Source organism: Streptosporangium sp. OZ121, from assembly GCF_051918885.1.
In the GTDB taxonomy this organism is placed as follows: Bacteria; Actinomycetota; Actinomycetes; order Streptosporangiales; family Streptosporangiaceae; genus Streptosporangium.
The window spans coordinates 1-14,261 of record NZ_JBPXMC010000059.1 but is presented as its reverse complement, the minus strand read 5'-3'; the positions used below and the strand labels follow the sequence as shown (position 1 = coordinate 14,261).

Sequence of the window (14,261 nt, the reverse complement as noted above, 5' to 3'; positions counted from 1 at the left end):
CGGAAACGGGGAACGCTCCGGCGCAAGCCGGAAGCTGCCTGAGAGCGCGCTCACCACAGCACACTCACAAGCAACGGAAATCCGTGGTGTGGGCCAGCTCGCGGCCGGCTTCGATGTCGGCCTTGAGGGCTTCGACCTTGCCGCCGGCGTAGGAGTAGGCGTCCGATCCCAGGAGCCGGCGAAGCGGCCCGTCGCCGGAGACGGCGAGGGAGATGATCGCGGCGGCGCCCTTCACGGGGTCGCCGAGCTGGCTTCCCTGCAGGTCCAGGTGGCTCCTGGTCATCTCTCGGATGGACTCGTAGCCCTCCGTCGTCGAGGCCGGCAGCGCCAGCGAGTCGCTCGTCAGGAAGCTGGTCCGGAAGTAGCCGGGCTCCACGACGGTGACCTTGACGCCGAACTCCGCGACCTCGCCGGCGAGCGCCTCGCTCAGGCCCTCCAGCGCGAACTTGCCCGCGCAGTAGAGGCCCCAGCCCGGAAGGGCGACCAGGCCGAGCACGGAGGAGATGTTCAGGATGTGGCCGCTCCTGCGTGTCCTGAAGATGGGCAGCACCGCTCGCAGCACGTTCCACGGCCCGAAGATCTGGACGTCGAACATCCGCCGGGCCTCGGCGTCGGTGGTCTCCTCGACCGAGGCCAGAAAGCCGTAGCCGGCGTTGTTGACGACGACGTCGAGACCTCCGAAGCGCTCGGTGGTGCGGCGAACGGCCTCGGCGACCGCGGTCTCGTCCGCGAGGTCGACGTTGAGGGCCAGCAACCGCTCGGTGTCCACGCCGCCGAGGGCCTCGGCGAGGCGCTCGGTCGAGCGGGTGGTCGCGGTGACGTTGTCGCCACGCTCGAGCAGCTGCCGCACGAGCTCGAGGCCGAGGCCACGGGAGGTGCCCGTGACGAACCAGGTCGCCGGAGTGCCGGTGGGGTAGGTCATGTCGATCGTCTCCTCGATGGTGGGCCGGTGTTCCGCCGCAGGGCCCCGCTCGGCGGCGGCATGGACTCCAGTCTTCGTGGCGAGATCGCCCCGAGGAGGGCCACAACCTGCCCTTCTCGTCCTCGGACCGGGCAACCTAGGACGCGGCGGACCAGGTTGATCCGTGCTGTTTCTGTGAGAATGTGGGCATGACGGTGGGCAACAAGGAGCTCGCGGACTTCCTCCGGCGCGCTCGGGGCAGAGTCGACCCGTCTCGCGCGGGGTTACCGGCCGACGGCCGGGTCCGGCGGGTGCCCGGACTCCGCCGCGAGGAGGTCGCGCTGCTGGCCGGGGTCTCCACCGACTACTACACCCGGCTGGAGCAGGGCCGGCCGATCACCCCGTCCGCAGGAGTCCTCGACGCGATCGCCCGTGCGCTCGGCCTGGACGCGGCCGGCCGCGATCACCTCGGACACCTGGTCGGACCCGTCTCCGGGGCGCGCCGCGTCCCCACCGTCCAGAGGGTCCGCCCGGGGCTCCACCGGTTCCTCGACGCCCTGGACGGCAACCCGGCACTGATCCTCGGCCGCCGGACCGATGTGCTGGCCACCAACCGCATGGCCAGGGCCTTGCTGACGGACTTCGACGCGCTCCGGCCGCGGGAACGGAACTACGCGCGGTGGATGTTCCTCACCGACGAGGCGCGAGACCTCTTCCTGGACTGGGACGTGCAGGCGCGCGCGGCCGTCGAGAGCCTCCGGCTCGACATCGGCCACGACCCCGGCGACCAGGCCGCGAAGGATCTCGTGGCCGAACTCGCGGCGTGCAGCCCCGAGTTCCGGCGATGGTGGGAGGAACACGGCGTGTATCGGCGCACGTTCGGCTCCAAACACCTCCGGCACCCGGTCGCCGGAGAACTGACGATCGACTACGAGACGTTCACGATGCCCGGCGATCCCGATCAGACCCTCTTCGTCTACACGACCGAGGCCGGGACGGCATCGCGGCAGGCCATGGATCTCCTGGCCGGCTGGGTCCTTTCCGACGGCGCCGCCGGACGCGGACGGCGCACCGGGTAGCCGGCGCGGTGCCGGCTCACGGTCTTCTCCACGGGGGCGGTGATCGTCTTTTCGGCTTTGTCGCTCGGCTCGGCTCGGTTCGGCCACGGCCAAGACCATGGGCCACAGGCCGCCGTCGTCGGGGGTCTGCTCGGCGAGGTGTGAGCGGGGCGCCGACCCGGAGGCCCCGGCCGCCGGTTCGGTGGCCTGTTCGGCCTCGCTCACAGCCAGTCGTGTTCACGCGCGTACCGCGCCGCCTCGTGCCGGGTCCGGGTCTGGGTCTTCTGCATCGCATTGGAGAGGTAGTTGCGCACCGTGCCTTCCGCCAGGTGGAGCCGGGTGGCGATGTCGGCGACCGAGTAGCCTTCGCCGGTCACTCGCAGAACGTCGATCTCACGGTCGGTGAGCGGGCAGTCGTCGACGACGGCGCGGGCGGAGACGTCCGGGTCGATCCATCGTCTGCCCTCGTGCAGGGTTTTGATGACGGAGACGATGTGCGCCGGTTCCGCGGACTTGCTGACGAAGCCCTGGACGCCGAGCTTCAGCGCCTTGCGCAGCACGCCGGGCCTGGCATGGCGGGTCAGCATGAGGATCACCTGCTCCGGCAGCGCACGCCGGATCTCCGCGACGGCATCGAGCCCGTCCACACCGGGCATCTCCAGATCGATGACGAGCACATCGGGCCGGTGTCGCAGCGTGGCCTGGACGGCCGCCTCACCCTCCTCCGCTTCGGCGAGCACGGTGATCTCGCCCTCGAGCGGGAGCAACGCCGCCAGCGCCTTGCGGAGGAGTGCCTCGTCGTCGGCGAGCACCACGGTGGTCATCGGTCGTCCTTTCCCCGTTTCAGAGAGCGGCGCCAGAACGGCCGTGCGGGAATGCCGCAGCCGTCAGGAAACGCCCGTCCTTCTGCTCCACCGTCAGCTCGCCTCCGTTGCCCACCACGCGTTCCCTGAGCGTGGCGAGCCCCCGTAGTTCGGGGAGCGGAGCCTCTGGCGCGCCGTCGTTGACGATGGTGATGCCCGACTCCGACAAGGTGATGCGCACCTGCTCGGCCTGCGCGTGCCGCAGGATGTTGGTCGTCGTCTCCCGCAGGACCTGGCCGAGCAGCTCGCCCACCTGCGCGTCGACCTCGGCCTCACGGTCGACGCGCACGTGGATGCCCGCGGCCTCGAAGAGGTTCTTCGCGTTCTCCAGCTCCGCGGGCAGGTTGAGCCGTCGCTGTGCGTAGGCGAGCTGCTTGGTCTGGGTGATGGTGTCGCTGACCAGGGCATGCACCTCGCGCAGTTCCTGCTCCACCCGTTCGGGGTCGCTGTGCACCAGCCTCTGGGCCAGCGCGATCTTCAGCTTCACCACATGGAGCGTGTGGCCCTGGATGTCGTGCAGATCACTGGCGAAGCGCATGCGCTCCCGGACGACGGCCAGCTCCGCCGCACGTTCTCGTGCCTCCTCCAGCTCCGCGACGAGGCCGTAGAACCTCTGGTTGGGGAACATGAAGCCGGTCAGCACCGCGGTGATGCCCGCGGGAACGATGACGTACCCGATCAGAACGCCGGAGACGTCCTCCTGTGTGATCAACAGCCTCGCCGCGCCTGCGGCGGCGACGTAGGCGGTCAGCCCCAAGGCCGCCGCGCCTCGGTGGCGCGGTAGCTGGGGAACGGTGAGGGAGCCCACGACCGAAAGGCCGTAGAACGACGTGCGGCTGTCCATCACCAGCACTCCGATGAGCCACACGGCCGCGGTGATGATCAGGCAGGGAAGCGCGACGCGGGAGATGTCGCGCGCCGCCCACCACACGAAGGCCACCAGGGCCGCGACCACGCTCAGGCCCAGGACGACGGCCTGCCACCAGGTCTCGGCGTCCCTCGCCACCAGCAGCGCCCCTACGGCGGCGAGCAGCGGGAGGAACATGACGAGATTGAGCCTGCGCAGCCGATCCCGCGACGCCTCGGCGTGCTCGGACCCCGTGTGTGCCGCCCGTACCGGCCTCACCGGCCCTCACCCGGTCGCCGAGTCGTCGGGCCGGACGCCGGAACCGCCGGAGCGCTCGCCGCGGTGAGTGTCCCGGCCGTCCACCTCGGCCACCGGTCGTCCTGCGGCCACGACTCCGTGCCGTCGGGAAAGGGGCCGGCACCGAGGCGGTGCGGGAGGAACGCCACGCAGACCGGGAGAAGGACGGTCGTTCTCCCCGCCAGCGGCATGCGCGGGGGCCTGGTGTCCATGGGTGGCCCTCCGGGATCGAACAGCTGAGTCCGCCCAGTATTCTTCCCGCCCCGTGACGGCACCAGTGACGCTGCGTCATATGTCAGCCCCAGGAATGTCATGGCGAGGTCATGACGTCGTCGCACTGCCCGGTGGGCGCGGCGGCTGCTGAGATCGACGACATGTCCTCGACACCGGTCATCGACGTTGAACGCCTGAACATCACCTACAACGACTTCCACGCCGTGAAGGACCTGTCCTTCCAGGTACGGCGCGGGGAGCTCTACGCATTGCTCGGCACGAACGGGGCGGGGAAGACCTCGACCCTGGAGACCGTCGAAGGTCACCGGAGGGCCACCTCGGGTACCGTGCGGGTCTTCGGGGAGAGTCCCCGCGACCGGCGGGCGGTGCGGCCCAGGATGGGCATCATGCTGCAGGAGAGCGGATTCTCCCCGGACCTGACGGTGAGGGAATCGGTTCGGCTGATCGGAGACCTCACCCGGCGCGCGGACACGGTCGAACGCGTGCTCGGCATCGTGAATCTCACCCGCAAGGCCGGCACCAAGGTGTCCCAGCTCTCCGGCGGCGAGAAACGACGCCTGGACTTCGCCACCGCCGTGTACGGAACGCCTGAGCTGATCTTCCTGGACGAGCCCACCACCGGGTTGGACATCCAGTCCCGGGACGATCTGTGGGACACCGTGGGCAAGCTGCGCGAAGACGGCTCCACCATCGTTCTCACCACGCACTACCTGGAAGAGGCACAGCAGCACGCCGACCGCATCGGCCTCATGCACAAAGGCACCCTCCACCGGGAGGGGACCGTCTCCGAACTGACGCAGACCATGCCCGCCGCCATCCGCTTCTCCCTGCCCGTCCCCGCCCCCGCACCACCGCTGCAGGCCACCCGCGACAGCGACGGCACGTTCCTCATCGAGACCTTCGGCCTGCAGAAGGACCTGCACACCCTGCTCCGCTGGGCGCAGGACCACTCGGTGGAGCTGCGGGGACTCCAGGCCGGGCCGACCCGGCTCGACGACGTCTTCCGCGCCATCGGCAGCGACTAGCCACCCGAACCTTCCAAGGAAAGGAGCTTCGCCATGCTCTCGATCGCTCTCGGCGAGCTGGTCCAGATCTTCCGCAACCGGCTGGTCCTGGTCACCAGTCTCATCATGCCCGTGGCCGTCAGCGGGTTCTTCATCTACCGGCACGAGGTCTTCGCGGCCCTGGGCAGCCTCGGGTACATCGCGGCGATCATGATGTTCACCGTGGGGGCGTTCGGGCTCTACACCACCGCGGTGACCACCCTGGCCTCACGCCGGCAGAACCTCTTTCTCAAGCGGCTGCGTTCCACCGCGGCCGGCGACACCGGCATCCTCTCCGGGCTGCTCCTGCCGATCACCGTCATCTCGCTGGTCCAGGTGGTCGCGATCATGACCGTCCTGGCCATGGTCACGAGCGGGCCGGACAACGTCCTCCTCCTGGCGGCGGCCGTCCTGTCAATGCTGATCATGATGCTCGGCCTGGGACTGGCCACGGCGGGAGTGACGAACTCCCCCGAGCACGCCCAGGTGACCACGCTGCCCGTCAGCCTCGGCGCCATCGCCGTGGCCAGCTGGGTGGGAATCACCGGCACCGAGGACCTCACCCTGCTCAAACGGCTGCTTCCCGGCGGCTCGGCCACCGAACTGGCCGTCAACGCCTGGAACGGCGGCGTTCCCGTCACGGACTCCCTGATTCTCCTGGCACCCACGCTGGGCTGGGTCGTCGTCGCCGTCGTGCTGGCTTCCCGGATCTTCCGCTGGGAGCCGCGCCGATGACGACGCCCGGCGTCCGGGAGACGCAGGTCACGTTCGCCCGTGTCACAGGGAGCCGGGCCACCTCGTCTCAGAGGGTGTAGCCGTCAACGACAACGGAGGGGCACACCATGGACGCGCGACTGAACTACTTCACCGACCCGACCGCCGGCAAGATCCTCAAGCACTTCATGGCGGCGGGCAAGGCGCTCAAGGAATCGCCGCTGCCGGCCGCCACGCAGGAGCTGGTGGCGCTTCGCGTGAGTCAGATCAACGGTTGCGCCGTCTGCCTCGACATGCACACCAAGGAGGCCGTCGCCGCCGGCGAGTCCCCGGTGCGGCTGAACCTGGTCGCGGCGTGGCGCGAGGCCACGGTCTTCACCGAGGCCGAGCGTGCCGCGCTGGAGCTGGCGGAGGAGGGGACCCGGGTCGCGGACGCGGCCGGTGGGGTCGGCGACGAGGTGTGGGCGCATGCCGCCAAGCACTACGACAACGAGCAGCTCGCCGCCCTGGTGATCCTGGTCTCCTTCATGAACACGGCGAACCGGCTGAACATCATCACCCGGCAGCCGGCCGGTGACTACGAGCCCGGGCAGTTCCACTGAACGGCGTCGGCGACCGGCTCGGGGTCCGGCTGCGGGCCCCGAGCCCCCGGGCTCGGGGCGTTGCCCCGGCCCGCCGGCGGCCTGGACGATCACCAGAAGATGCGCGCGCCGGTGAGTACGGCCGGGCGAGAGGTTCGAGGGGCGGGGACCGGACGTGAGCAAGGTCGAGGAGTTCGAGGAGCTGCGGCCGCTGCTGTTCTCGATCGCCTACCGGATTCTGGGCAGTGTCGGCGAGGCCGAGGACGCGGTGCAGGAGACGTGGCTGCGCTTTGACGGCTCCCCGGCGCGCCCCAGGTCGGCCAAGGCCTTCCTCGCGGCCACGGTGACCCGGATCTCGATCGACGTGCTGCGCTCGGCGCGGGTGCGGCGGGAGGAGTACGTGGGGCCGTGGTTGCCCGAGCCGCTGCTCGGCGACCCCTACGAGGATCCGGCGCGGTCGGCGGAGCTGGCCGACTCGGTGTCGATGGCGGCGCTGCTTCTGCTGGAGCGGCTCAGCCCGCTGGAGCGGGCGGTCTTCGTGCTGCGGGAGGTGTTCGGCTTCGGATTCGACGAGGTCGCCACGGCGGTGGGACGGTCGGAGGCGGCGTGCCGGCAGCTGCTGGTGCGGGCGCGGCGCCACATGGAGGCCGGGCGGCCACGCTTCGAAGCGGTCCGCAAGGAACGGGAGGAGCTGGCGTCGCGCTTCTTCGACGCCCTCCGCGAAGGCGACGTCGCCGGCCTGCGGGAACTGCTCGCCGCCGACGTGTCGATGGTCGGCGACGGCGGCGGCAAGGCCCCGCAGCTGGCCAGGGCCGTCGCCGGCGCCGAGAAGGTGGCCCGGCTGCTCGCCTCCGTCTTCCCCCGGCTGGTCCGGGTCGACGTGACGTTCGAGCCGCACGAGGTCAACGGCGAGCCGGGCGCGATCTTCCGCGACCGGGACGGCAAGGTGCTCCACACCCTGGCGCTCGACATACTCGACGGGCGGATCCAGACGATCCGCTCGGTGATCAACCCCGACAAGCTCGGGCACGTGGGCCCGGTGGCGGACGCCTGGGCGATCGACCGCGAGGTGAGACGGGCACACCGGCCCGCGAGATGACCGCGCCGACCGGCCGCGCCGATGGTTCGAATCGCTTCCGCAGCCTGTGCTCGCCGCCCGCCGGGCACCCGGCCTACTACTCTGTGATACTGTGTAGTGGTACTCGGTACCACCAAGTACCAGGAGACCGAAGAGGACCCGCGATGGACGACCTGACGGAGATGCTGAAGGGCACGCTTGAGGGCTGCGTGCTTGAAATCATCGGCAACGAGGAGACCTACGGGTACGCCATCACGCGCCGACTGAACGAACTCGGCTTCGCCGACGTCGTCGAGGGGACGGTTTACACCATCCTGCTGCGCCTGGAGAAGAACAGGCTCGTCCAGGTGACGAAACGACCGTCCGGGCTGGGCCCGCCACGCAAGTTCTACGCGCTCAACGACGCGGGGCGCGAAGAACTCGCGACGTTCTGGGCGAAATGGGAGTACGTCACCTCGCGGATCGACAAGCTCAAGGAGGGCGGGAGATGAACTTCTGGGAGACCATCACCGGCAGCGATCTCACCAGGGAATGGAAGGCGCTCGAAGCTCGGGCCGAGGCGTTGCCCGCCGGCCACCGGGCGGCGTGGGGAGAGATCAAGGGTCACCTTTCTCCCTACTCGGACTTCACAGGCCGAAACCTGATGCCGATTCTCGACGGTGTTCTGGGACTGCTCGAAGAGACGGCGGCCGACGGGCAGAGCGTTCACGAGGTGCTGGGTGACGACATCGGGGGCTTCTGCGCGGCGCTGGCCGGCGGAGAAGGCGGTCGGAGCCATCGCGACCGGTGGCGCGAGCAGCTGAACAGGAACGTCGCAAGGAAATTGGACCGGCTGGGAGGCTGACGTGGGCATCCAGGACATCATCGAGGGCAAGAGGCAGTGGCGGGCGCACGTGGCGCGGGTCAAGGCGCTCCCGCCGGACTACCAGATCGTCTACAAGGAGATTCAGAGGTACCTCTTCAAGGTCGGCCCGGTCGACCTGCCTGACGGGTCCCTGCTCTCAGGGATCATCGATTTCTTCGAGGAGGGCGTCGCGGCTGGCAAGGGAGTCCTGGAACTCATCGGCAACGACGTCGCCGCCTTCTGCGACGACCTGATCAAGGACTCGCGCACCTACGCGGACATCTACCAGGAGTCCATCAGCGGGGAACCCGGCATGGCAGGGAAGTGACAACCGTCGACCCGACGCGACGCCACGCCGGCCGAAGCAGCCCGCCGCCGCTGGACGCGGCCCCTTCGGGCCCCCGGCCGTCCGCGGCCGAAGGGGCGGGGGCCTTCGTCCGATGGCCCCCGCCCCCGTCACCGGTGACCGGTGGTGGAACTCGGTCCGCTACCCGGCGTAGGTCTCGAACTCGGCGACCCTCGGCGTGCCGGTCGAGCCGGCGATCCTGAAGGTGATCTTGCTCAGCGAGGTCGGGGTGAAGGTGATGGCGCCCGCCCCGCTGCCGGACTTCAGCACGGCGCCGTTGCCTGCGTTGACGAGCTGCCAGGAGCCGATGACGCCCGCGGAGCCTGACGCCTCACGGATGACGACCCTGGAGACCGTCCTGGCGGAGCTCCACTTGATCGAGATGTCACCGGTCGAGCCGGTAGGCGACCAGTAGGTGCTCAGGTTGCCGTCCCGCACGTTGCCGTAGCTCGTCCCGTCGGCCTTGCTGGATCCGTCGGAGCCGGCCCCGATGCTGAGGTTGGGCCCGCCGGGCGAAGGGGTGATCGTCGGCGTGGGGGTGGGCGTGGGGGTCGGCGTCACCGTGGGCGTCACCGTCGGGGTCGGCGTCGGCGTCTGCGGTGAGCAGCTGCCGTTCGACACCCGTATCCCCTTGTTGGCACCCGCCGTCTGGCGGACGATGTCCGGCACGCAGCTCGCCCCGTCGAGGCTGTAGGAGTACGGGACGCTGACGGTGGTGTTGGACTGCGGGTTGGGCCCGGCGGGGGCGTTGTCGCTGCCGGGGGCGGACCAGGTCACGTTGTCGAAGATGTTGCCGGCGACCTGCCAGTAGCCGGCCTCGTCGGTGTAGAAGGTGCCCAGGACGTCCTTGGAGTCCTTGAAGTAGTTGTTCTCCACCTTGGCGCGGGCCCCGGCCCGGGAGTTGATGCCCGACTCGTGGAGGTTTGTGTAGGAGTTGTTGTAGATGTGGGCTATGCCGCCACGCAGCAGGGGTGTACGGGAGTCGATGTTCTCGTACAGGTTGTGGTGGAAGGTGATGAAGCCGTTCGAGCGGTCGCTTTCACTGGACCCGATGAGCCCGCCGCGGCCGGAGTTGCGCAGGGTGCTGTAGGACAGGGTCACGTACTGGACGTTGTCCTTCATGTCGAAGAGGCCGTCGAACCCCTCCGACTCGCCGCCCGAGGCCTCCAGGGTGACGTGGTCGACCCAGACGTTGCGAACGGTGCTCTCCATGCCGATGGCGTCGCCGCCGTTGGAGGTGGGCGAGCCCGACTTCTTGACGTTCCGGACGGTCACGTTCTGAATGATGATGTTGCTGGAGTCGCGGATGTGGATGCCCAGCTGGTCGAAGACGGCGCCGTTGCCGACCCCGATGATCGTGACGTTGCTGATCTGCTTGAGTTCGATCACCCCGGCGGCGGTGTTGCAGCTCTCGCCCGACACCTTGGCGGTGTTGCCGTGGTTGATGGTCCCCTCGACCTCGATGGTGATCGGGGTGCCGGCGCTGGCCCGGCCGCACAGCGCCGCGTGGATCGCGGTCCCCGTGGTGGCCCGCACCGTCTGCCCGCCCGCGCCGCCGGTGGTCCCGCCGTTGGCGGTCGCGTAACCGGTGGCGCCGCCGACCGCCGCCGACGCCTGGATCGCCGGCACGGCCACACCGACCGCGGCCGCGGTGACCGCCGCGGCCAGGGCCGCCTGGAGTCGCAACGCGACTGCTCGTCTCATCCTTGTCTCACTTTCGTCGTCGGATACCGACCGCGTTCTTCTCTGTGCGATCGATGCCGGAGGCCTGCTGCCGCGCGGGGCCCGCGCATCGGGCTTGTTCCGGGATCACGCCGGCACCCGGGGACCGGTACCGGCGGCCACCGGCGGGGGGGCAGAGGCCGGCACCGGTGCCGCCTCTGCTGAACCGGGTAGAGGGCACATGAATCCACACAAATCAGCACGGAAAGCGCTTTCCGGTCATTTGAACCATAGCGTCGGCCGTCAAAAGGCGTCAATGGAGAGAGTGAAAGCTGCAACAAACCTGCACACGCACATGTGAGCCCGGTACGGCGTTCCGCTTCCGCATGCCGGCCGGGCGACGAGGCGTCGCAGTTCGTCGACGTTCTGGAGGTATGGATCGTGCGGACGGAAGGCGACCGGTTCGACCGGATGACCCTCACCTCGGGCGCCGTCCGCGTGGCGGCGGACGAACCTGACCGCGACGCCATGGAATGACTCGCGCCTGACAGTCCGGTTCGCGATCGCGGCGCTGAAGGAAGGAAGCGACGTGCCGTACGCGGAGACGGCCGCGCGAGGTCTGCACGGGAGTCCTCGGGTTCGGCGGCGCGGGACGTTCGACCCTGCCGCATCGGCGCCGGAGCGCTCACCCTGGTGGTGGAGGTGATCCGATGTGAGAAGCGGGATCCCGTCCGTCACAGGCGGCCCGTACCCCCGTCTGTCGGTCACCGACCGGATGATGCTGAGGGTGGAACGGCCGTCGACGCCCCAGCATGTCGCCGTGCTCTGCGTGGTGGAAGCGGCGCCGCTGCTCGACGCGGCCGGCGATCTGGACCTGGGCACGATCAGGGATCGTCTTGGGCGCCGCCTGGTCCGGGTTCCCGAGCTGCGGCGGAGGCTGCGCCGGACGCCCCCGCTGTGCGGGCCCCCGCTCTGGGTGGACGACCCGGGCTTCTCGATCGAGCACCACGTGCACACCGCGCGCGTGCCGGCGCCGGGTGACGAGACGGCTCTCCTGGAGGCCGCCGAGCGGCTGCTTCGCGACCCGCTCGACCGCTCACGACCGCTGTGGGACCTGCGGTTGCTGACCGGCCTGGAGAACGGCCGCGCAGGCCTGCTCATCAGGATCCACCACGCGCTCGTCGACGGCCTGGCGGCGATCGCGTTGATCGCCGCCTTCCTGGACGCCGAGGCCGAGGCCGAGGCCGCCGACCCGCCCGCGACCGTGTGGCGGCCCGTGCCGGCGCCCTCGAACCGGGCGCTCTTCCTCGACAACGTGTACGGGCGGCTGTCGGCGCTCGGCTCGGCTCTCACCCACCCGGCGCGGACCGTGCGGGCGCTCGCCTCCGCGGCGGGCTTCGCGGCGCGCCTGCTTCCCCACATCTCCGCCGCTCCGCGGACCTCGCTCAACGCGCCGGTCGGGACCGGTCGCCGGCTGCGCGTCGTGCGGCTGGATCTGAGGGCCGCGGGGAAGGTGGCGCGTGCCCGCGGGGCCACGGTCAACGACCTGCTCCTGGCCATCGTCATGGGAGGCGTCCGCGAGCTCCTGCTCGGGCGCGGCGAGTCCGTCGCCGGTCTCGACCTGGTGATCGTGATCCCGGCATCGATACGGCACGCGGGTGAGGCCCGCGAGCTGGGCAACGCGGTCGGCTCGCTGTTCTGCCGGATACCGGCCGGGGAACCGGACGTCGCCCGGCGCCTGGACCTGGTCTCCGCCGTAACCCGGGACGCCAAGGCCACGCAGCACCTGTCCCGGCGGGCCTCGACCTTGGTGTACGGCCTGATGGGCTGGGCCGCGGCGCTCGGGCTGTCCGTGGAAGACCGCCAGCGGTCGATCAACTTCCAGGTCTCGAACCTTCGGGGGCCGGAGGCTCCGCTCTATCTGCTGGGGGCTCCCATCGAGGACGCGATACCGATCACGGGACTCGCCGGCAACCTGACCCTGGCGGTGGCCGCGCTCTCCTACCGCGGGCGGCTCAACCTCACGGTGACCGCCGACCACCGGAACTGCGCCGACGTGGACGTTCTCACCGAGGGGATTCACCGGTCGTGGAAGGAGCTGGCGGCAGCCGCGGCACCGATCGCCGCCGGCGCCTCCGGCCCTGCCCGCCGTCCTACCGGGTGAGGGTGTCGAAGCGAGCCCGGTTCTCGCGGATCTCCAGGTGGTGGTCCACGGCCCACGCGGCCAGGGCGAGCACGGTGTCCAGCAGGGTGGCGCCCAGAGGGGTGAGAGCGTATTCGACCCGCGGCGGGACCTCCGGATAGGACGTGCGCTCGACGAGGCCGTCACGCCGCAGGTGGCGGAGCGTGAGGGTGAGCATCCGCTGGGAGATGCCGGGAACGGAGCGGTAGAGGTCGGTGTAACGCCGCGGGCCGTCCTGGAGGGTCGCGATGACGAGCGTGCTCCACTTGTCGCCGGCGCGCTCGAGGACCTCCCGGATGAAGTCGGTGTCGTCGGGCCACAGCGCACAGGGACCCGCGGCCGGACGGGCAAGGCGGGCATCGCTCATTTCACACCTTCACGTTCGGTACGAACACCTGTGTGCCTTTTGTAAGGGTTCCGATTCTAACGCATCATGTCGCTACCGCACTGATGAGAGGAATTAGAGGTCACAGCCCCCTCAAGGCTTCCTGGAGGATGCCCTGGGCCACCTCCTCGACCTCGGCCCGCGGACCCTGCCTCAGACCCCCCGACGACGAACGACCTCATCCCGCCGCACGAGAAGTCCCTGATCGCGCGGGCGGCCCACCACGAGGCCCGCCGGATCGCCCGGCCGCCTCACCATTCACTTCGAGGAGTACCTCATGTCCAGGACAATCGCGATCTTCGGTGCGGGCAGCGGCCTCGGAACGGCCGTCGCCCGCCGCTTCGGCCGCGAGGGCTACGCCGTGGCGCTCGTGGCCCGCCGCAGGAAGCCTCTCGACGCGCTGGCCTCCGCGCTCGCCGAGGAAGGCATCGACGCCGCGCCGTTCACGGCCGACCTGTCCGACCCGGCCGCCGTCCCCGCACTGATCGATACGATCATGGGAAGGTTCGGGCGGATAGACGTGGTCGAGTACGCGCCTATCGGGGCGAGCGCGCCGTTCGTCCCCGCCGCCGAGTTGACCGCCGACGCCCTGCGCGCCATCGTCGACCTCTATCTGTACACGCCCGTCGAGATCGCCCGCGCGGTCCTGCCACAGATGATCGAACGCGGGGACGGCGGCGTCCTGCTCGGCCAGGGGTTGTCCGCCGTGCTCGCCGCCCCCGGCATGAGCGGGGTCGGCCCGGTCATGGCCGCGGCCCGCAACTGGATCCACTCGCTCAACGCCGAACTCTCCGGCAAGGGCGTCTACGCGGGCACCGTCACGGTGGCCGCCTGGGTGGAGGGCAGCCTCGGACACCGGCTCGCCTCGCAGGCCGATCCGACACTGGGCGGCAACCCCACCGTCGACCCCGCCGAACTGGCCGAGCAGTACTGGGACCTGCTCACCAAGCGCGACCGGGCCGAGCAGATCTTCCCGCCCGTCGGCCTGCCTTGACACCGTTACCTGTGAGTGTGCTGTGGTGAGCACACTCACAGGCAGCTTCCGGCTTGCGCCGGAGCGTTCCCCGTTTCCGGGGTTCCCGTTTCGCCGGTGCGCGCCCGGCACGGGTGCCGGGTCCTACCGCTCCTCCACGGGCGTTTCGCGTCTTTCCGCGACTCTGGGCGACGTCGGCCGCGAGCGCGGCCAGATTCAGCGCGGCATTGAGGTCCCGCCCCAGGGCAAGGCC

16 protein-coding genes are annotated in these 14,261 nt (G+C 70.0%); 11 read left to right on the top strand and 5 right to left on the bottom strand.

Annotated elements, in window-relative coordinates; translation table 11 throughout:
- Nucleotides 1-64 precede the first annotated feature (64 nt).
- On the bottom strand, nucleotides 65-922 hold the full coding sequence (locus ACTOQ1_RS42445; protein WP_440074194.1) for an SDR family NAD(P)-dependent oxidoreductase: 858 nt from the start codon (nucleotides 920-922) through the stop codon (nucleotides 65-67).
- Between the two features lie 188 nt (nucleotides 923-1,110).
- On the opposite strand from ACTOQ1_RS42445, the gene ACTOQ1_RS42440 reads away from it, so the two are divergent.
- Complete coding sequence (locus ACTOQ1_RS42440; RefSeq protein ID WP_440074192.1) at nucleotides 1,111-1,980, top strand: helix-turn-helix domain-containing protein; 870 nt, start codon at nucleotides 1,111-1,113, stop codon at nucleotides 1,978-1,980.
- 200 nt (nucleotides 1,981-2,180) lie between these two features.
- On the opposite strand, the gene ACTOQ1_RS42435 is transcribed toward ACTOQ1_RS42440, so the two are convergent.
- A complete protein-coding gene (locus tag ACTOQ1_RS42435; protein ID WP_440074190.1) occupies nucleotides 2,181-2,783 on the bottom strand; it encodes a response regulator transcription factor in 603 nt (200 codons plus the stop codon).
- Nucleotides 2,784-2,802: 19 nt separating this feature from the next.
- A complete protein-coding gene (locus ACTOQ1_RS42430; RefSeq protein WP_440074198.1) occupies nucleotides 2,803-3,867 on the bottom strand; it encodes a sensor histidine kinase in 1,065 nt (354 codons plus the stop codon).
- Between the two features lie 473 nt (nucleotides 3,868-4,340).
- Between ACTOQ1_RS42430 and ACTOQ1_RS42425 the strand changes: the two genes are divergently transcribed.
- From ACTOQ1_RS42425 to ACTOQ1_RS42395, 7 genes are all read left to right on the top strand, one after another.
- A complete protein-coding gene (locus ACTOQ1_RS42425; RefSeq protein WP_440074196.1) occupies nucleotides 4,341-5,225 on the top strand; it encodes an ABC transporter ATP-binding protein in 885 nt (294 codons plus the stop codon).
- Between the two features lie 33 nt (nucleotides 5,226-5,258).
- The gene (locus ACTOQ1_RS42420; protein ID WP_362694351.1) at nucleotides 5,259-5,978 is read left to right on the top strand and encodes an ABC transporter permease; all 720 of its coding nucleotides are present in this window, start codon (nucleotides 5,259-5,261) and stop codon (nucleotides 5,976-5,978) included.
- A gap of 107 nt (nucleotides 5,979-6,085) precedes the next feature.
- Nucleotides 6,086-6,559 (top strand): carboxymuconolactone decarboxylase family protein, encoded by a 474-nt coding sequence (locus tag ACTOQ1_RS42415; RefSeq protein ID WP_440074187.1) that lies wholly within the window; start codon nucleotides 6,086-6,088, stop codon nucleotides 6,557-6,559.
- 154 nt (nucleotides 6,560-6,713) lie between these two features.
- Nucleotides 6,714-7,637, top strand: coding sequence for an RNA polymerase sigma-70 factor (locus ACTOQ1_RS42410; protein WP_440074185.1), 924 nt, complete (start codon nucleotides 6,714-6,716; stop codon nucleotides 7,635-7,637).
- Nucleotides 7,638-7,780: 143 nt separating this feature from the next.
- Nucleotides 7,781-8,107, top strand: a complete 327-nt coding sequence (locus ACTOQ1_RS42405) for a PadR family transcriptional regulator (protein WP_440074183.1) — start codon at nucleotides 7,781-7,783, stop codon at nucleotides 8,105-8,107.
- The gene (locus tag ACTOQ1_RS42400) at nucleotides 8,104-8,460 is read left to right on the top strand and encodes a DUF1048 domain-containing protein (protein ID WP_440074181.1); all 357 of its coding nucleotides are present in this window, start codon (nucleotides 8,104-8,106) and stop codon (nucleotides 8,458-8,460) included. Before ACTOQ1_RS42405 ends, ACTOQ1_RS42400 begins: the two co-directional genes overlap by 4 nt.
- 1 nt (nucleotide 8,461) lies before the next feature.
- Complete coding sequence (locus ACTOQ1_RS42395; RefSeq protein WP_440074180.1) at nucleotides 8,462-8,788, top strand: DUF1048 domain-containing protein; 327 nt, start codon at nucleotides 8,462-8,464, stop codon at nucleotides 8,786-8,788.
- A gap of 159 nt (nucleotides 8,789-8,947) precedes the next feature.
- Here the strand turns inward: ACTOQ1_RS42395 and ACTOQ1_RS42390 are convergent, their stop codons facing one another.
- Complete coding sequence (locus ACTOQ1_RS42390) at nucleotides 8,948-10,510, bottom strand: pectate lyase family protein (RefSeq protein ID WP_440074179.1); 1,563 nt, start codon at nucleotides 10,508-10,510, stop codon at nucleotides 8,948-8,950.
- 670 nt (nucleotides 10,511-11,180) lie between these two features.
- Between ACTOQ1_RS42390 and ACTOQ1_RS42385 the strand changes: the two genes are divergently transcribed.
- Nucleotides 11,181-12,632: a wax ester/triacylglycerol synthase family O-acyltransferase gene (locus ACTOQ1_RS42385; protein ID WP_440074178.1), complete on the top strand. Its 1,452-nt coding sequence runs from the start codon at nucleotides 11,181-11,183 to the stop codon at nucleotides 12,630-12,632.
- Here the strand turns inward: ACTOQ1_RS42385 and ACTOQ1_RS42380 are convergent.
- Nucleotides 12,622-13,017 (bottom strand): winged helix-turn-helix transcriptional regulator, encoded by a 396-nt coding sequence (locus ACTOQ1_RS42380; RefSeq protein WP_440074177.1) that lies wholly within the window; start codon nucleotides 13,015-13,017, stop codon nucleotides 12,622-12,624. The genes ACTOQ1_RS42385 and ACTOQ1_RS42380 overlap by 11 nt on opposite strands.
- Before the next feature lie 295 nt (nucleotides 13,018-13,312).
- On the opposite strand from ACTOQ1_RS42380, the gene ACTOQ1_RS42375 reads away from it, so the two are divergent.
- Nucleotides 13,313-14,029 carry an SDR family NAD(P)-dependent oxidoreductase gene (locus ACTOQ1_RS42375; protein WP_440074176.1) on the top strand — a complete coding sequence of 239 codons (717 nt, stop codon included), beginning with the start codon at nucleotides 13,313-13,315 and terminating at the stop codon, nucleotides 14,027-14,029.
- Nucleotides 14,030-14,054: 25 nt separating this feature from the next.
- A partial coding sequence (locus tag ACTOQ1_RS42370; RefSeq protein WP_440074175.1) for a hypothetical protein occupies nucleotides 14,055-14,261 on the top strand: 207 nt, incomplete at its 3' end.